The organism is Klebsiella sp. OBRC7, assembly GCF_000293135.1.
In the GTDB taxonomy this organism is placed as follows: domain Bacteria; phylum Pseudomonadota; class Gammaproteobacteria; order Enterobacterales; family Enterobacteriaceae; genus Klebsiella; species Klebsiella michiganensis.
This window is the reverse complement of the sequence record NZ_ALNJ01000006.1, coordinates 1-18,635: the sequence shown is the minus strand read 5'-3', so window position 1 is coordinate 18,635 and position 18,635 is coordinate 1. Positions and strand designations below refer to the sequence as shown.

The following is an 18,635-nucleotide window of genomic DNA, read 5'->3' as shown; positions in this document are numbered from 1 at the left end:
CATGGCTGAAGTTATTTTCAACAAACTGGAAAAAGTCTACTCCAACGGCTTCAAAGCGGTACATGGTATCGATCTGAAAATCGCGGACGGCGAGTTTATGGTTATCGTTGGGCCGTCCGGCTGCGCCAAATCCACTACCCTGCGCATGCTGGCCGGTCTGGAAACCATCAGCGGCGGTGAAGTGCGGATCGGCGAGAAAATCGTGAATAACCTCGCGCCGAAAGCGCGCGGTATCGCGATGGTGTTCCAGAACTACGCGCTCTATCCGCATATGACGGTGCGCGAAAACCTTGCCTTCGGCCTGAAGCTGAGCAAGCTGCCGAAAGATCAGATTGAAGCCCAGGTTAACGAAGCGGCGAAAATCCTTGAGCTGGAAGAGCTGCTGGATCGTCTGCCGCGCCAGCTCTCCGGCGGCCAGGCGCAGCGCGTGGCGGTAGGCCGCGCGATTGTGAAGAAGCCGGATGTGTTCCTGTTCGATGAACCGCTCTCTAACCTTGACGCCAAGCTGCGCGCCTCGATGCGCATCCGTATTTCCGACCTGCATAAGCAGCTGAAGAAATCCGGTAAACCGGCGACCACCGTGTACGTTACCCACGATCAGACAGAAGCGATGACCATGGGCGACCGCATCTGCGTGATGAAGCTGGGCCATATCATGCAGGTGGATACCCCGGACAACCTCTATCACAAGCCGAAAAACATGTTTGTGGCCGGGTTTATCGGCGCGCCGGAGATGAATATTCGTCCCAGCAAGCTGGTTGAGCAAGCGGGTCGCCTGCATCTGACCGTTGGCGATGGCCTGCTGCCGCTCAATGACAGGCTGCAGAGCAAAGTCGACACCCACAAGAACCAGCAGGTGTTCTTCGGCGTGCGCCCGGAGTTTGTCTCCATCTCCGATGAACCGTTCGCCGAAGGTTCATGCACCGGCGAAATGGTACGCGTGGAAAACATGGGCCATGAATTCTTCGTCTACCTGAAGGTGGCCGATTATGAACTGACCGCCCGCGTGCCGTCCGATGAAGCGAAGCCCATGATTGAGAAAGGACTGCATCGCAAGGTGCATTTCAAATTCGATCTCAACAAGTGTCATATCTTTGACGCCAAAACTGAACAGAACATCTCTCTGTGAACCCTGGAGTATTAAAATGAAAAAAGTGCTTTTAAGCGCCGCAATCTCCGCAACTTTGGCCCTTACCGCGTTGCCTTCCATGGCGAAGGATGTCGACCTGCGTATGTCATGGTGGGGCGGCAACGGCCGCCACCAGGTGACCCTGAAGGCGCTGGAAGAGTTCCATAAACTCAATCCGGATATTAACGTGAAGGCGGAATATACCGGCTGGGACGGTCACCTTTCGCGCCTGACCACGCAAATCGCCGGCGGCACCGAGCCGGACGTGATGCAAACCAACTGGAACTGGCTGCCGATCTTCTCGAAAAACGGCGAAGGCTTCTACGATCTGAATAAGATGAAGGACGTGATCGACCTGAGCCAGTTTGACGCCAAAGAGCTGCAGTCCACCACGGTGGACGGCAAGCTTAACGGTATTCCGATCTCCGTCACCGCGCGCGTGTTCTACTTCAACGACGAGACCTGGAAAAAAGCGGGCGTCGAGTACCCGAAGACCTGGGACGAGCTGATGGCGGCGGGTAAAACCTTCGAGAGCAAGCTGGGTAAACAGTATTACCCGGTAGTGCTGGAGCACCAGGACACCCTGGCGCTGCTGAATTCATATATGATTCAGAAGTACAACCAGCCGGCTATCGATGAAAAAACCAAAAAATTCTCCTACAGCAAAGAGCAGTGGGTCGAATTTTTCCAGATGTACAAAAAGCTTATCGACAGCCACGTCATGCCGGACACCAAGTACTACGCCTCGTTCGGCAAGAGCAATATGTATGAAATGAAGCCGTGGATTCAGGGCGAGTGGGCAGGAACCTATATGTGGAACTCCACCATTAACAAATACTCCGACAACCTGAAGCCGCCAGCGAAGCTGGAGCTGGGCAGCTATCCGATGCTGCCGGGCGCCACCGACGCAGGCCTGTTCTTTAAACCTGCGCAGATGCTCTCGATTGGTAAATCGACTAAAAACCCGGAAGCGGCGGCGAAGGTGATCAACTTCCTGCTGAACAGCAAAGAAGGGGTTGAGACGCTGGGCCTGGAGCGCGGCGTGCCGTTGAGCAAAGTCGCGGTGCAATACCTGACCGAAAACGGCGCGATCAAAGAGGACGATCCGGCGGTGTCTGGCCTGCGTCTGGCGCAGTCCCTGCCGGCCAAACTCTCGGTATCGCCATACTTTGACGACCCGCAGATCGTTGCCCAGTTCGGCACCTCTCTGCAGTACATCGACTACGGGCAGAAAACCGTAGAAGAGACGGCAATTGACTTCCAGCGTCAGTCTGACCGTATCCTGCGCCGCGCGATGCGCTAATTAACCGCTATCCGTATCTACCCCGCAGCTCCGGCTGCGGGGTATTTTTTTAGCAAGGAGTGAATGAATCATGAAAGGTAAAATCATCCCGCTGAGCTTTCTGCATACGCAGGACAGCGAAACCGGTCACCAGGTGATCCGGATGACGCCACCGCATGTTATCTGCCACCGCAACTACTTCTATCAAAAATGCTTTACCCGGGACGGCAGCAAGCTGATTTTCGGCGGCGCGTTTGAAGGCCACTGGAACTACTATTTACTCGATATCGCCGGGCAGCAGGCCACCCAGCTCACCGACGGGCCGGGCGATAACACCTTTGGCGGTTTCTTGTCCGCCGACGACCGGTCGCTGTGGTACGTGAAAAACAACCAGCAGCTGCGCCGCGTGGATCTGGCCTCGCTGGAGGAGCAGGTGGTGTATCAGGTGGATGACCAATGGGTGGCCTACGGGACCTGGGTCGCCAATAGCGATTGCAGCCAGATGGTGGGTATCGAGATCAAAAAAAGCGACTGGCAGCCGCTGACCGACTGGGGCAAGTTCCGCGCCTTCTACTTCACCGAGCCGGAGTGCCGGCTGATTAATATCGACCTGCGCAGCGGCGAGCAGCGCGTGGTATTGCAGGAAAAACGCTGGCTCGGCCACCCGATTTACCGCCCGTTTGATGACGGCACCATCGCCTTCTGCCACGAAGGCCCGCGCGATGCTATCGATGCCCGAATGTGGCTTATTAACGCTGACGGCAGCCATATGCGCAAGGTTCGCCAGCACCGGTCGGGAGAGAGCTTTACCCACGAATTCTGGGTGCCGGATGGATCTGCGCTTTACTATGTCGCGCATCAGGAAAACGATCCGCATCGCTATCTGTACCGCGCCGACCCGGCAACCCTGGAAAACCGCCAGCTGATGGCGATTCCTCCCTGCTCACATCTGATGAGCAATCACGATGGCTCGCTGGTGGTCGGCGACGGCGCGCCGCACAGCACCGGCGATATTCAGCTTAACGATCCGTTTATCTGGGTGTTTGATATTGCCGCCGATAAGCAGACTGCGGTGTGCCGCCACGACTCCACCTGGAAAGTGATTGAAGGCGAGCGCCAGGCGACGCATCCGCATCCCTCATTTTCACCGGATAACCGCTGGGTGCTGTTTACCTCCGATAAAGAGGGCATGCCGGCGCTGTATCTGGCGGAGGTGTAGTAATTCGGCAACGTCCCGGCTCGCGCGGTGCTTAGCCGGGCTACAGGTTCACAGCCGTCTGCGTGCCGGTAGCCCGGGTAAGGCGTTTACGCCGCGACCCGGGAAGACCGTCAGAAGAAATATTTAAACCGCACCCGCGCGCCGTAGCGTTCATCGGTATTGCCGCTTTTCGCCGCCGATGAGTCGAGCCATGACGCATAGGCCCCGAGATAAATATTAAAGTTCGGCATATCCATAATATTCGGCAGATGCCATGAGGTATGAAGGGTGTGAATGTCGTAGCGCCCCGGCGCCAGGATGGCGCAGTCGCCATCGCACTCCGCGTTGACGCCGGACATATTAAACTGGTCGATTTTGTTATGCGCGTAGATATAGCCCAGCTCCACGCGATGCCATAACGCATTGATACCGGCGCTGAAATCCTTTTCGTCCGCCGCATCCAGATACGCGGTGCTTAAGTTTACCACCGCCCCGTCCTCGGCATCGGTTTTCAGCGTGTTCCAGCTCATCGTCATGCCGTAGCCGGTGCGGCTGGACTGATCGACCCAACGTCCATTCTGATTCTCATAACCGTAAGCATTATTAACGAGGTTACTCTCCATCGCCGCCGCTACCGACCAGGCGCCGGATTGCCAGGCCGCGACCGGACGCACGTAAACCACATTTTTACGGTTATCCAGCGCGTTGCCGTGATAATTCTGGTCCACGAACAGCGAGCTGCCGTCCTCCACCAGCGTATTCACCTCAAAATACCAGTTATCGAGATTTTTACTCAGCAGGAAGTTGCCGCCGCTGCTGCTGCGTCCGCGCCCCTCTTTCATCATATAGATATAGCCGTAGCCGTCGCTATACAGATCGTTCGCCGTGTTGCCAGAATATTCGACAAACGTATCCTGATTAAGCGGGAACATATCGTAGGCTTCGAAGCGACCGATTTTAATTTTCCAGTCATCCTGCTGACCAAAGAAAAAGGCCGCATCATCAAGATTCATTTTACCGTTCATATCCGCCAGCGGCTGCACGCTGAATCCGGCATATTTACCGTTAGCCCCTTTGCGTAATCCATCAAAGCCGAGAAGAATACGCCCATTAATATCCCAGCGCTCTTTATCTCCCGGCGCCCAGTTTTTATTGGCGCTGGTTTTCACCGACGTCAGGCTACCGGTGCGACTGGCGCCGTCCATATTAAACTCAACGTCACCATAGAATTTTAATTCACCATAATCATTAAGTTGTAAAGCGGGCTTAGCCGGCGCGGCGCTGGCCACCGTCGTCGCTGGCACCTCCTGTTTTTTTAGCGCGCGGATTTCCGCCTCCGCGCTGGCCGCCCGCTGCTCTGTCGCCTTTAGCCGTTGTTCCATTTGCGCCAGCCGCTCCTCAAGGGATAACGGCGCCTGAGCATTAGCCAGAGGGGTAAATAAAGACGTCAGAACACACCCGACCCAGATTTTATTCATCGGAATAACCCTTTATTATTTAGTTAAATAGTATTTTTATTTATGGGTAAAGCTCGACAACAGTGACAATAATAACCCGCCCATCGTCGAAGACGGGTTATTAACAACTATTCAGTAAAACTTATTCCAGCTGCCAGGCGCCGGCTTCAGTTAAATAAGCCGAACCGCTCCAGGCAAATAAAGCCAATTCGCGGCGATCGGCATCGGGATATATACGACTGCTAAGACAGGCCTCGCCATCATTAACAAACACTTCGACGGAAGAGCTATCGAAGAATATCCTTAGCTGCAGATCGGCGCCTTCGGTCAACGGGACGCTGCGGGTGCCGCAAAGGCCATACTGCGGATAGTGTCGCTCGAGCACCAGGCGCTGCATCTGCGCATCCACATAAACGCGCAGCCCCTCACCGAAGCTCAGGCCATACTGTTCAGCGCTGCTGCTGGCGCAGTCCCAGTGCAGGATCACCTCCATCGCCTCGCAGTTTTCCACCGTCGTGGTCCGCTGGTTCTTCAGCGTCGTGACCGGCCACGGGAAGCTGGCGCCGCGCATACTCTCGACCTCTTTCGCCGGACGCATCTGCAGGCGGTTATCGGCGCTCAGGCTCAGCTCGCGCGGCAGCGAAAGCATGCCCGCCCAGCCGTCCTGCTGCTCCGGCAGCGGCGATTCCCACATATCCAGCCAGCCGATGACAATGCGGCGACCATCGGGCGTGAGGAAACTCTGCGGGGCGTAGAAATCGTGCCCGTGATCCATTTCGACAAACGCCCCCTCGCGTACAAACGCCTGCCCCGGCTGCCACTCACCGAGCAGATAGCCGCTCTGGAACAGGTTGCGGTTGCGATAGCCTTTCGCCGCCAGCCCCTGAGGGGAGAACATCAGGATATGTTTGCCGTTGAGGGCGAAGAAATCCGGGCATTCCCACATGTAGCCCATCTCTTTTTCCGCTTCATCAAGCACGCCCGCGTCCTGCCATTGGCGCAGATCGGCTGAGCGATACAGCCGCACCTGGCCGGTATCACCATCGCGAGCGCCGACGATCATGTACCAGCTGTCCCCTTCTCGCCACACTTTCGGGTCGCGGAAATGGTGCATGCCCGGCGGGGTGTCAACCACGATCCCCTGGCGCTCGAAGTGAATCCCGTCGCGACTGGTCGCCAGACACTGCACCTGATACAGGTTGGCTTCATCGCTGGGATCGCCATGGAATTTATGCCCGGTATAAATCAGCGCCAGCGTATCTCCATCCACCACCGCGGAGCCGGAGAAGCAGCCGTCTTTATCCTCCGGGCCTTCCGGGGCCAGCGCCACCGGCAGATGCTCCCAGTGCACCAGATCCTTACTGCGCGCGTGACCCCAGTGCATCGGTCCCCATTGGGTGGAGTACGGATGGTGCTGGTAAAAGGCGTGATACCAGCCGTCGAACCAGACCAGGCCATTGGGATCGTTGATCCAACCCGCGCGGGCGGCCAGGTGATAGCGCGGATACCAGCGCAGGTTCAGCTTTTCATGTTTGGCCTGCAGTTCTTGCTCGGCCCGGGGAATGGAATAAGTCATATTCATTACTCTTTTGATTCAGATAGCGGAAGTTTGCGGCATCAGCGGGTCCGAAGAGGACTTACTGGAACGCAACAAGAAGATGGAGATAAAGGTGGTGCAGAACACCAGCAGTCCCATAATCAGATAGGACTGGGCGAAGCCGTATTTCTCATAGCTATAGCCAGCCAGCGGCGACAGCACCGTCGCGATAACCGAGCTGGTGCAGGCAAAGCCCACCAGATACAGCGTTGAGGAGAGACGCTTGTCGAAGTTCAGGCTGTTGTATTTAAAGATGGAGACCAGCAGCACCGGCAGCTCGACCGCGTGCAGCAGTTTAGTAATGGAGATAAGCAGCGGCCCTTCCACCAGCCCGGACGCCACCATACGCATCGCCATCACCATCCCGGCGAAGATCAGGCCATTTTTCGCGCCAATACGGTTAACCAGCCACGGCGCGCAGAACATACCGGCAGCTTCAAGGAACACCTGGAACGAGTTCAGATAGCCGTACATCTCGTTACCTTCCTGCAGGGTCGGGAACTGGGAAGAGAAGTAGACCGGGAACTGCTGATCGTAAACGCCGTAGATACAGGTGCCGATGACGAAGAATACCAGCGCCCAAAAGCGCGGCAGGGTCAGCAGACGCAGAGCGTCCTCCAGCGTCACTTTACCGCCCGATACCGCCTCCTGCATGGCGTGCGGCGCGGAAGAGACCCGCAGTCGCGCCAGTAGTATAAAAAAGACCAGTCCGGAGCAGCTGGCCACCGCGAAGTTTAAATGCGGGTTAATATTAAACAGCAAACCGGCGAAGAAGGTCGCCACCGCCCAGCCCAGCGAGCCCCACATCCGCGCTTTGCCGAATTCAAACTGGCTTTGGCGCGCGACGCGCTCGGTATAGGACTCCAGTACGCCGATACCGCCGTTGAAGGTCAGTCCGATATAGATCCCGCCGAAGATGCTGCCGAGCAACACGTTAATTTTGAGTAGATAGCCAAACAGCATATAGGCCGGGCCGGAGAGGATCAGCAGAACGGTAATGTACCAGAGCAGATTTTTACGCAGGCCGAGTTTGTCCTGAATAAAGCCGTAACACACCTGCGCGAAAAGCGCCGAGACGGAAAGCACCGAGAAGATAATCCCGGTATCCCCCGGTTTAAGGCCCACTTCCTGGTGCAGCCAGATCGAGAGCAGCGAACCTGAAGAGGACCAGGTCACGAAAAAGAAAAACAGTAACGCGCTGAGTAACGGATAGCTTTGTGAGGGGTGCGCTTTCATCATGACATTCTCATGTAGGAGTAATGCTGATATGGTAACGTTAACAAAAAACGAATCTCATGTCGTTTTGCTGAGATTCATGATGTTAATCACAAAAGTTAACGTTAACATAATGAGAGTGGGATCGCGATCAAATATTCCTCGTCTGCATCGGCATCGGGTGTACGATAGAATATCGTATGATCCTTTTACATCAGTAACTTAGTAAAACCCGTTGCCGACGGCAGGGGTGGAGCACTTAATATGGCATCTCTGAAAGATGTGGCAAAGCTGGCGAATGTGTCGCTGATGACGGTCTCCCGGGCGCTAAACAGCCCGGAAAGACTCAAGCCGGAAACCCTGGCTCGGGTCCAGGCGGCTATCGAAGAGACCAACTACGTCCCCGACCTGTCGGCGAAGAAAATTCGCGGCGCCCACGCGACGCCAAACACCATCGGGGTGCTGGCGCTGGATACCGTCACCACGCCGTTCTCGGTGGAGATTACTCTCTCCATCGAAGAGACCGCGCGGGCGCACGGCTGGAACAGCTTCGTGGTCAACATGTTCTCTGACGATAGCCCGGAAACCATTGTCGACCTGCTGCTCTCCCACCGTCCGGACGGCATTATTTACACCACGATGGGTCTGCGCCAGGTGCCGCTACCGGCCAAGCTGTTAACCCTCCCCTGCGTGCTGGCCAACTGCGAAAGCCTGCACGACCCGGTGGCCAGCTATATCCCGGACGACGAACAGGGTCAGTATACGGCAGTGCAGGCTCTGCTGGCTGCGGGCTACCGCCGTCCGCTGTGCCTGCATCTCCCGGCGAATCATCTGGCGACCGTCCGCCGCCGTCAGGGGCTGGAACGCGCCTGCCGGGAAGCGGGGATTGACCCGGATACGCTCCATCACAGCTATATGGCCTATGGCGATGAGCACTATCGCGATATTCCCGCTGTCGTGCTGGCGCATATTCAGCAACCCACGCTGCCGTTCGACTCGGTGATTTGCGGCAACGACCGCATCGCGTTTATGGTCTATCAGACGCTACTGGCGCAGGGGCTGCGCATTCCGCAGGATGTGGCGGTGGTGGGTTACGACAATATGGTGGGGATCGGCGATCTGTTTTTTCCGCCGCTCTCAACGGTACAGCTCCCGCATTATGATATTGGGCGCCTGAGCGCCCTGCACATTATTAACGGCGACAGCCATCGGGAGACGGTAAGGGTTGCCAGCCCGTGGCTGCCGCGCGAGTCGTTATAGTTAATTGCCGATATTGCGCAGCTTCTCGCCGGACATCAGCTTGCGTTCAATATGCTCAAGGGTGACGTTTTTGGTTTCCGGGATCAGCCAGAAAGTCACGCCGATAAAAGCGACGTTCAGCGCGGTATATAACCAGAAGGTTCCCGCCGCGCCGATAGCGTCCAGCAGCGTCAGGAAGGTCGCGCCGATAATCATGTTTGACACCCAGTTGGTGGTGGTTGAGCAGGTGATACCGAAATCGCGACACTTCAGCGGCTGAATTTCCGAACACAGGATCCACACCACCGGCGCGGCGCTCATCGCATAGCCGGCGATACACATCATGGTCATCCCCACCGACAGCCAGGAGAGACCGCTGGAGGCGGTGCCGTTATCAAACTGCATCAGGCAGTAGCCCAGCACCAGCGTGCCGATGGCCATCACGCTAAAGCCGATTTTCAGCGCCGGTTTGCGCCCGGCCTTATCGACGGTAAAGACGGCGATAAAGGTGGCGAACATAAAGGTCAGGCCAACCACCAGAGTCGCTACCATCTGCTGCTCGGTAGTGGTGAAGCCGGCCATTTTGAAGATGCGCGGCGCGTAGTACATGATGATATTCATCCCGGTAAACTGCTGCATCGCCTGCAACAACATGCCGAGGAATACCGCCCGCCGCACGTTGCGGTTGACCTTAAACAGCGCCCAGCCGCCCTGCTTCAGCTTGAGACTTTCGCGGATCTCGTTGAGCTCGTCACGGGCTTTTTCGGACGTGTCGCGCAGCATCCGCAGCACCTCTTCCGCTTCCACGTGACGCCCTTTTTCCGCCAGCCAGCGCGGGCTGTTCGGCAGGAAGATCACCAGAATAATCAGCACCAGCGCCGGCAGAGCCAGTACGCCAAGCATCGCTCGCCAGTTGCCGCTGTAGCTGAATGCGGTATCGGAGAGAAACGCCATCACGATCCCCAACGTCACCATCAGCTGATACATACTGATCATCTTGCCGCGCACGTTTTCGCTCGCCATTTCCGACAGGTACAGCGGCGCGGTATAAGAGGCGATCCCTACGGCGACCCCGAGAACGATCCTTGCCACCAGCAGCATTTCGACGCTGGTCGCAAACGCGGAGCCCACGGAGCCAGCAACGAACAGCACCGCGCCCACCATCAGGCTGTATTTGCGCCCGAGGCGGAAAGAGAGCCAGCCGTTAAATAACGCGCCGATGGCGGCTCCCAGCATCATGCTGCTCACCACCCACTCCTGCAGGCGGCTGGATAAAACAAAATGATCGGTAATAAAGGGCAGCGCCCCGGCGATTACGCCGATATCAAGGCCAAACAGCAATCCTGCCACCGCGGCGGCAACCGAGACAAACTGATTCATGCGCCGGGTATCGCGCAGCGTACGCGGCATAGTTGTAGAGTCGTGACTGATTGAGGTCATTTTTTTCCCGCCAGACGAAGTAAGACATACGATGAAACTACGGGATCGGCGGCGCAAGGTGTCAGGCGTGACAAGCCAAAGATATGGATTAAGTTGCTACAGGCAATGGTTTTGTGATGGACATTCAACTTTCATAAGAGCAGAAAATAAGCATTTCATCTTCAAGAACCCCTGTTACATATAGATACTCGCCTGGAAAACAAATAAACCATATGGACTATTTCAGTTTCATCATATGGACAATTGTTATTCAGCCATAAAAAAACCCTGCCGAAGCAGGGTTCCATTTTGCGCTGATAACGCGGCAAATATTAGCGCGCCAGCCAGCCGCCATCCACCGCCACGGTGTAGCCATTGATGTAGTCAGAAGCGCTGGAGGCCAGGAAGACCACTGGCCCCATCAGGTCGCTCGGCAGGCCCCAGCGTCCCGCCGGGATACGGTCGAGGATCTCGCTGCTGCGCTGTTCGTCGGCGCGCAGCTGCTGGGTATTGTTGGTCGCCATATAGCCCGGTGCCAGCGCGTTGACGTTGATGCCGTGCTTGGCCCACTCGTTCGCCAGCAGACGGGTCACGCCCATCACCGCGCTTTTTGACGCCGTGTAGGAAGGTACGCGGATCCCGCCCTGGAAAGAGAGCATCGAGGCAATATTGATTATCTTGCCGCCGGTACCCTGGGCAATAAAGTGCTTCGCCGCCGCCTGAGACATAAAGAACACGCTCTTAATGTTCAGGTTCATCACGTCGTCCCAGTTTTTCTCGCTGAATTCGATCGCGTCTTCGCGACGGATCAGGCCGGCGTTGTTAACCAGGATGTCGATATGGCCGAACTCCGCCACCGCGCGCTCCAGCAGCTGCGGGATACCGTCAATCTGGCGCAGATCGGCGGTCAGGCTGAGAAAACGACGGCCCAGCGCCGTGACGCGCTCAATAGTTTCCGTCGGTTCAACAATATTGATACCCACGATATCGCAACCGGCTTCCGCCAGGCCCACCGCCATGCCCTGGCCCAGACCCGTATCACAGCCGCTCACCACGGCCACTTTGCCCTGCAGGGAGAATGCGTCGAGAATCATACTTGGTTCCTTTATCTTTCAGAGCCTGTGTAGGTACAGGCAAGGTTCTGATAGTCCAGCCTGCGGCTTTTGCAGACCCTTATGGTTTGAAGAACTCGCAGGGATTGCCCCTTCTAAAAATAAAACAGAGTTCCGTTTTTCAGTGAGCACATCTTAGCCCCGGCTAAAGTCATTTTCAATTATTATTAAAACATCGTTTCAATTTTAAGACTGTTAAATGTTAAAAATGCAAAACAGATCACGAAGCGGTGATTGATAAACCGTAAAACTCCTATTTAATTCAATAAAATACAATGAGTTATTCAAACTTAAAAAAAAGACAGCGGATCGAAAAAAAACGGCAAGAAAACAAAGAGCGCAGGGATGCCGGCCGTACTGTCAGCAAAAAAACGCGATCTATAGCAAGAAGTTGTTGCGAATTGCGTCAGCCATCACAAATAATGAAACGATGTTTTGATAAATTAACACCTATCTTTTAAATCTACTTCCAACTGGCCGGTCAACGCAGGCGGGCGACATTTCAGGAAGGAAAAGGAGTACATCATGGCTAAAGGCATGCGGGTTAAACTGAATTATGACGTCAGCCGCGATCCGGACACCGGCGCGGAGATCACCCGCTTAACCCCACCGGAAGTAACCTGTCATCGTAACTATTTCTATCAGAAGTGTTTTTTTAACGATGGCAGCCACCTGCTGTTTGCCGGCGAATTCGACGGCAACTGGAACTACTATCTGCTGGACCTCGCAAAGGCCGAGGCGGTGCAGCTAACGGAAGGCGCCGGTGATAACACGTTTGGTGGTTTCCTTTCTCCGGATGATAAATCCCTTTATTACGTTAAGAATGACCGTACGCTGCTGGAGGTTAACCTCACCACGCTGCAAGAGCGTGAAGTATATCGCGTCGCCGATGACTGGGTGGGCTACGGTACCTGGGTGGCCAACAGCGATTGCACCAAACTGGTTGGCATTGAGATTGCCAAAAGCGACTGGACGCCGCTCAACGACTGGCAGATTTTCCATGATTTCTTCCACAAAGGCCCCCACTGCCGCCTGCTGCGCGTCGACCTGCAAACCGGCGAAAGCAGCGTGATCCATGAAGAGAAGAAATGGCTTGGCCATCCAATTTATCGTCCGTTTGATGACCATACCGTCGCCTTCTGCCATGAAGGGCCGCACGACCTGGTCGATGCGCGGATGTGGATGGTGAATGAAGACGGCAGCAACGTGCGTAAAGTCAAAGCGCATGCGGAAGGCGAAAGCTGCACCCACGAATTCTGGGTACCGAACGGCTCCGCGCTGGTGTACGTCTCTTATCTGAAGGGCCAGCAGGGCCGGACGATCTACAGCTTCAACCCGGATACCGGCGTTAATGAAGCGGTGATGCAGATGCCGGCCTGTTCGCATCTGATGAGTAACTTTGACGGCACGATGCTGGTTGGCGATGGTTCCGGTACCCCGGTGGACGTCAAAGACACCAGCGGCTACACCATTGATAACGATCCGTATCTGTACGCTTTCGATGTCGCGAAGCAGGCCTATTTCCGCGTTGCGCGTCACGATACCTCCTGGGCAACCGTGGCCAATAGTCGCCAGGTTACCCACCCGCACCCGTCCTTTACGCCGGACGATAGCGCCATTTTGTTCAGCTCCGATAAAGACGGCAAACCTGCCGTGTATATCGCGAAGCTGCCGCCCCAGCCTGAGATGCTGAAGGCATAGCGTTAGCCACTGTTTGAGTTAGTGTTTCTGTAACTGGCCTTGCCCTCCTTTCGGAGGGCTTTTTTTATGCCCGGCGTTTTCCCCGGATCGCGCTGCGCTTATCCGGGCTACATGACGGGCATATGGGGCAGCCCGGACAGGTGCGCAGCACCGCCTCCGGGAAGAGGGATTAATACCAACAGAAAACCCCGGCTGACCGCTCCGGGGTAAACGATAAGGACATTTTTAAATTAGAACGAGTAGGCAACACCTACGCGGAAACGGGTCTGGCGGTCGCTGCGATCGTTGACGCCGACGTTGCCGAGCTCGCCGTACGGCGCCCAGTTTTTATCCAGCTTGTAGGCAACCTTGAGGTTGTACTCCTGCGAGTACGGTTTGTTGTCGTTGCGCTTAACCCCTTCGCTACTGCGCGCGTAAACGTAGTTCAGCTCCGTACGCCAGTCGCCGAAGACGTAACCGGCCCACGCATCGCCACGGTTAACTTTATCATCGTCTTTCCCTGCATTCGCCGGGTAGCGGGTATAGTCATAACGATAGCGGGCAGCAACGTAGAAGCCGTTATCAAAGCTGTACTGCACGCGCAGGTTTGGCTTGTAGATCGAGCGGCTATCGTTACTTTCAATATTGAACCCCGGCGTGACCGAGAAGTTCTTGTCCGCTTTCCACTGCCAGCTAATGCTCTCTTCATGACCATTACCGACGAAATCGGAATAAGGCTGGCTGGTGTTCTCGCCGCCCGACTTCCACTTCGCCTCAACGGAGAAGCCAAAGCCGTTAGCGAAACGATGGGAGACTGAGACGCGGTCGGCGTTGCTCTTATCCGATTTGCCGCCGTCAATGAATTCGTGACGTAAATCTACCGTGACGGCTGAAGCCGCGAAAGACATGCCGCAGAGTGCAGCAAGGGCCAGAGATCTTGCGAACATAAATTACCCCTCATAATTAAAATATCGTTTCGTTTTTATAAAACCGTATTTTATTTTTTAGGCAATAATGTTTTAGTGATCGCGATCGTAAATATTTGTTTCAAAAAAGGTGGCACAGAAAGACGTGACAAAGCTCAACAAAATAGCGCGTCAGAAAGGAATTTTGGGGAGGGAAAACGCCTGGCGGTAAGCAAAAAAAAGCCTCCACAGGGAGGCTCAGTTAACACATATATCAGAAAGGGCTTATTCGCGTTCAACCGCCAGCGCCACGCCCTGGCCGCCGCCGATGCATAGCGTGGCCAGCCCTTTGCGGGCATCACGTTTAATCATCTCGTGCACCAGGGAAACCAGAATGCGGCAGCCGGAAGCGCCAATCGGGTGGCCCAGCGCAATGGCGCCGCCGTTCACGTTCACCCGACGCTCGTCCCATTCCAGTACCCTGCCCACCGAAATGGCCTGAGCGGCAAAGGCTTCGTTGGCTTCGATAAGATCGACTTCATCCAGCTTCCAGCCCGCGCGCTCAAGGCAGCGGCGGGTGGCATGGACCGGCGCGATCCCCATCAGCGCCGGATCGACGCCTACGCTGGCAAAAGCGCGGATCCGCGCCAGAATCGGCAGCCCCAGCTCCTCAGCTTTAGCTTCGCTCATCATCATCACCGCCGCTGCGCCATCGTTAATGCTTGAGGCATTGCCGGCGGTGACCGAACCCTGCTGGTCAAAGGTCGGTAGCAGGCTGGCCAGCGCTTCTGCGCTGGGGTCGACGCGCGGCTGCTCATCGGTATCAACCAGTCGCGGAATACCGTTGAGTTCGCTGGTCACCGGCACGATTTCATCGCGAAAGCGCCCGGAATCAATCGCCCGCCGCGCTTTGTGCTGGGAGCTAAGCGCCCACGCATCCTGCAGTTCACGGCTGATGCCATACTCGCGCGCCAGATTCTCCGCCGTCACGCCCATATGGTAGTCGTTAAACGCATCCCACAGGCCATCGTGGACAAGGCTGTCGATAAGCTGGCTATTGCCCAACTGGGCGCCGGTACGGCTGTCGGTCAGCACGTGCGGGGCGCGGCTCATATTCTCCTGCCCGCCGGCGATCACCACGTCCGCTTCGCCGCACTGAATCGCCTGGGTCGCCAGGTGCAGCGCCTTCAGTCCGGAACCGCAGACGTCGTTGATGGTAATAGCAGAAACGGTATTAGGCAGCCCGCCGCGGATCGCCGACTGACGCGCCGGATTCTGTCCGGTTCCTGCCGTCAGCACCTGGCCGAGGATCACCTCATCAATACTTTGCGGATCGACGCCGCTGCGCTCAACAAGCGCCTTCACCACCACGCTGCCCAGCTCTACCGCCGAATGACGCGACAGCGCGCCCTGAAAACAGCCGATTGGCGTTCGCAACGCGCCGACGATTACGACATCTTTCATCCTCTACCTCTGCTCCGCCTCTGCGCAAAGAAACAGCATCATAGTAGTGAATTGTTATCAAAAATTTTCGCAATTGTTTAAAAAAAGTGAGGGGAATCACAAAGATCGTCGGCGATGGCAAAAATGGCCCCTATTCGCGCCCGTGCCCCTGCAGATGCTGACGCAGCCAGCTTCCCGCTTCTCCCGGCGGCGCCTTTTTATTCCACAGCAAATCGGTGGAGATCATCCGCGGCCAGCCGGCAATATCCAGCGCCACCAGGCTTCCGCTCCCGGCGAACTCCTCCACCAGCGCGCTGGGCAAAATACACCATCCCAACCCCTGAGCCGCCATGCTGAACAGCAGCAGATAGTTAGGCGCCGACCATACCAGACCGCGCGCTGGTTCCGCCGTATTTTCCAGATAGGTGCTCAGGCGCAGCTCGCGCCAGCTGAACAGCTCGTCGCGACTGACGCTGCCCTGGGCCGCCAGCGGGTGCCGGGGTGCCACGAAGATAGCCATTTCGGTTTGCATCGGCAGCCGGATACTGCCTATCTCTGTCGGGTAGCTGTCCCTGGCCTCAATCAGCCCCACCTGCGCCCGCTCCTTTTGCAGCAGATCGATAACGTCGTCGTCTTCGCCAATGAGGCACTCAAATTCAGTATGCGGAAAACGACGATCGAACTGCGCCAGCAGATCTTCCAGCACATCGGGATGCAGCGTATCGGAGAGCACAAAGGTCAGACGCGCTTCGGTGTTGCCAGACAGCGAAATGGCCAGCTCATCCAGCCTGTCGCTGGCCGCCAGAATCGCCTTCACGTAGCTCAACACCTGTTCGCCCTGCGGCGTGAGCGTCGGCTGTCTGGAGGTGCGATCGAACAACGTCACGCCAAGATCGGCTTCCAGGTTGGCGATTGCGGTGCTGATGGTGGACTGGCTTTTGCGCAGCCGCCGCGCCGCGGCAGAGAATGAACCGCAGGCCACGGATTCGACAAACGCGGTTAAAGCTTCGGGAGAATAGCGCATGAACTATCTACTTTATCGATGGATAATATCTTTTGTTTATCATATTTATCCATAAAATGCCGGGTAATTTCATATAAAGACCGGAGGCAACAAGCCATGCAACAAGTCAACGCCCAGCGCAAAACGCTGACGGAACGGGTCATCCACGCGATAAGCTTTGAAGGTCTGGCGACGCTGATCCTCGCCCCAACCGCCGCATGGCTCATGCAGCGTTCGGTCGTTGAAATGGGCGGGCTCAGTATCCTGCTCGCGACGCTGGCGATGGTCTGGAACATTATCTATAACGCCCTCTTCGACCGGCTGTGGCCGGTAACCCGGGTCGTCCGTACCCTGCGGGTCCGCGCGCTGCACGCGATCGGCTTCGAGTCAGGCTTTATTATTATCGGCGTCACGATGGTCGCGCTGGTGCTGGGCGTTTCGCTGATGCAGGCGTTTATGCTGGAAATCGGCTTTATGCTGTTCTTCCTGCCCTACACCATGGCCTTTAACTGGGTCTGGGATATGCTGCGCGAGCGGGTCATCAAGGTTCGCCAGCAGCGGATCGCCGCCCGCCAGTAATCTTTAGCAAAGCGCCCGGCCGGCAACGGGCGCTCCGCCGCTTCATTTCTGCGCCAGAAACTATCGCCACAGCTCATTCATAAATGTGATAAATTGCACTCCTTTTTGTTCGTTTTCTGGTTGATAAAGTCGCATAATGTCTAAAATTTGGTCTAAAGAAGAAACTCTCTGGAGTTTCGCCTTATATGGCACTGCTGTAGGCGCTGGCACGTTATTCTTGCCGATCCAACTGGGATCCGCGGGCGCTATCGTTCTGTTCATCACCGCGCTGGTCGCCTGGCCGTTAACCTACTGGCCGCATAAAGCGCTGAGCCAGTTTATTCTCTCCGCCAACATCGCCCCGGGCTCGGGGATCACCGGCGCCGTTAATCACTATTACGGTAAAAAGATCGGTAGCCTGATTACCGGCCTCTATTTTCTCGCCTTTTTCGTGGTGGTGCTGATCTACGCCGTCGCCATTACTAACTCGCTCGCGGAGCAGCTCTCCAGGCATGTACCCATTACTTCTCAGGTCAGGGCGCTGCTCAGCCTGGGCGTGGTGCTGGTGCTGAATCTGATCTTTTTAATGGGCCGCCACGTCACGATTAAAGTCATGGGCTTTTTAGTCTTCCCGCTAATCGCCTGTTTCCTGTTCCTCTCCATCTATTTCATGGGGAGCTGGCAGCCGTCTTATCTGACCAGCCAGATGCAGCTGACCCCGCACACGTTCCACCAAATCTGGATCTCGATTCCCGTGATGGTTTTCGCTTTTAGCCATACGCCGATCATATCGACTTTTGCTATCGATCAGCAGGAGAAATACGGCGAGCAGGCCATGGGTAAATGCAAAAAAATCATGAAGGTGGCCTACACCCTCATCTGCGCCAGCGTGCTGTTTTTCGTCTTCAGCTGCCTGCTGTCGATACCGGCGAGCTATATTGAAACCGCCCGCCATCAAGGGGTCACGATTCTTTCCGCCCTGTCGATGATGCCGGGGTCGCCGGCGTGGCTGGCGATCACCGGGATTATTGTGGCGGTGGTGGCGATGTCGAAATCGTTCCTTGGCACCTATTTTGGCGTGATTGAAGGGGCCAGTGAAATCGTCAAAACGTCCCTCGCCCAGGCGGGGATTCGTAAAAGCCGCGCGTTCAACCGGGCGATGTCGATCCTGCTGGTTTCGACGCTGACCTTCGTGGTCTGCTTTATCAATCCCAATGCTATCTCAATGATTTACGCCGTCAGCGGCCCGCTTATCGCGATGATCCTGTTCATCATGCCAACCCTCTCCACGTATCTTATTCCGGCGCTGAAGCCCTACCGCTCGGTGGGTAGCTTTATTACCCTGGTTGTCGGTTTGCTCTGCGTGTCGGTGATGTTTTTTAGCTAATCCTCTCCGTG

15 protein-coding genes are annotated in these 18,635 nt (G+C 56.0%); 7 read left to right on the top strand and 8 right to left on the bottom strand.

All coding sequences use genetic code 11. The features are described 5' to 3' along the window. Position 1 precedes the first annotated feature (1 nt). From HMPREF1144_RS01825 to HMPREF1144_RS01815, 3 genes are all read left to right on the top strand, one after another. Positions 2-1,129 (top strand): ABC transporter ATP-binding protein, encoded by a 1,128-nt coding sequence (locus HMPREF1144_RS01825; RefSeq protein ID WP_004124642.1) that lies wholly within the window; start codon positions 2-4, stop codon positions 1,127-1,129. A 16-nt stretch (positions 1,130-1,145) separates the two neighbouring features. Next, entirely contained in the window at positions 1,146-2,432 is a 1,287-nt protein-coding gene (locus tag HMPREF1144_RS01820) for an ABC transporter substrate-binding protein (protein WP_004124644.1), read from the top strand. Positions 2,433-2,499: 67 nt separating this feature from the next. Then, positions 2,500-3,630 carry an oligogalacturonate lyase family protein gene (locus tag HMPREF1144_RS01815; RefSeq protein ID WP_025107406.1) on the top strand — a complete coding sequence of 377 codons (1,131 nt, stop codon included), beginning with the start codon at positions 2,500-2,502 and terminating at the stop codon, positions 3,628-3,630. 110 nt (positions 3,631-3,740) lie between these two features. Here HMPREF1144_RS01815 and HMPREF1144_RS01810 read toward each other — a convergent pair whose 3' ends face one another. The 3 genes from HMPREF1144_RS01810 to HMPREF1144_RS01800 form a co-directional block, all read right to left on the bottom strand. Further along, positions 3,741-5,087, bottom strand: coding sequence for a carbohydrate porin (locus HMPREF1144_RS01810; protein ID WP_004853901.1), 1,347 nt, complete (start codon positions 5,085-5,087; stop codon positions 3,741-3,743). 121 nt (positions 5,088-5,208) lie between these two features. Then, positions 5,209-6,642 (bottom strand): glycoside hydrolase family 32 protein, encoded by a 1,434-nt coding sequence (locus tag HMPREF1144_RS01805; protein ID WP_042926814.1) that lies wholly within the window; start codon positions 6,640-6,642, stop codon positions 5,209-5,211. Between the two features lie 18 nt (positions 6,643-6,660). Further along, complete coding sequence (locus HMPREF1144_RS01800; protein WP_004124655.1) at positions 6,661-7,902, bottom strand: MFS transporter; 1,242 nt, start codon at positions 7,900-7,902, stop codon at positions 6,661-6,663. A gap of 240 nt (positions 7,903-8,142) precedes the next feature. On the opposite strand from HMPREF1144_RS01800, the gene HMPREF1144_RS01795 reads away from it, so the two are divergent. Beyond that, positions 8,143-9,138 (top strand): LacI family DNA-binding transcriptional regulator, encoded by a 996-nt coding sequence (locus HMPREF1144_RS01795; RefSeq protein ID WP_009651692.1) that lies wholly within the window; start codon positions 8,143-8,145, stop codon positions 9,136-9,138. Here the strand turns inward: HMPREF1144_RS01795 and HMPREF1144_RS01790 are convergent, their stop codons facing one another. Together HMPREF1144_RS01790 and kduD are read right to left on the bottom strand one after the other, a co-directional pair. After that, positions 9,139-10,557 carry a sugar porter family MFS transporter gene (locus HMPREF1144_RS01790; protein ID WP_004853906.1) on the bottom strand — a complete coding sequence of 473 codons (1,419 nt, stop codon included), beginning with the start codon at positions 10,555-10,557 and terminating at the stop codon, positions 9,139-9,141. A 311-nt stretch (positions 10,558-10,868) separates the two neighbouring features. Continuing rightward, positions 10,869-11,630, bottom strand: coding sequence for a 2-dehydro-3-deoxy-D-gluconate 5-dehydrogenase KduD (kduD, locus tag HMPREF1144_RS01785; RefSeq protein ID WP_004124661.1), 762 nt, complete (start codon positions 11,628-11,630; stop codon positions 10,869-10,871). A gap of 543 nt (positions 11,631-12,173) precedes the next feature. Here kduD and HMPREF1144_RS01780 point away from each other — a divergent pair. Further along, a complete protein-coding gene (locus HMPREF1144_RS01780; RefSeq protein ID WP_004853909.1) occupies positions 12,174-13,349 on the top strand; it encodes an oligogalacturonate lyase family protein in 1,176 nt (391 codons plus the stop codon). Between the two features lie 230 nt (positions 13,350-13,579). Here HMPREF1144_RS01780 and HMPREF1144_RS01775 read toward each other — a convergent pair whose 3' ends face one another. The 3 genes from HMPREF1144_RS01775 to HMPREF1144_RS01765 form a co-directional block, all read right to left on the bottom strand. After that, complete coding sequence (locus tag HMPREF1144_RS01775; RefSeq protein WP_004853910.1) at positions 13,580-14,275, bottom strand: porin; 696 nt, start codon at positions 14,273-14,275, stop codon at positions 13,580-13,582. Between the two features lie 243 nt (positions 14,276-14,518). Next, on the bottom strand, positions 14,519-15,697 hold the full coding sequence (locus HMPREF1144_RS01770) for an acetyl-CoA C-acetyltransferase (protein WP_009651683.1): 1,179 nt from the start codon (positions 15,695-15,697) through the stop codon (positions 14,519-14,521). Between the two features lie 130 nt (positions 15,698-15,827). Beyond that, entirely contained in the window at positions 15,828-16,700 is an 873-nt protein-coding gene (locus HMPREF1144_RS01765) for a LysR family transcriptional regulator (RefSeq protein ID WP_004853915.1), read from the bottom strand. Positions 16,701-16,796: 96 nt separating this feature from the next. On the opposite strand from HMPREF1144_RS01765, the gene HMPREF1144_RS01760 reads away from it, so the two are divergent. After that, on the top strand, positions 16,797-17,258 hold the full coding sequence (locus HMPREF1144_RS01760; protein ID WP_009651689.1) for a multidrug/biocide efflux PACE transporter: 462 nt from the start codon (positions 16,797-16,799) through the stop codon (positions 17,256-17,258). A 136-nt stretch (positions 17,259-17,394) separates the two neighbouring features. After that, positions 17,395-18,624, top strand: a complete 1,230-nt coding sequence (locus tag HMPREF1144_RS01755) for an amino acid permease (protein ID WP_042926811.1) — start codon at positions 17,395-17,397, stop codon at positions 18,622-18,624. The last annotated feature ends 11 nt before the right edge of the window (positions 18,625-18,635 follow it).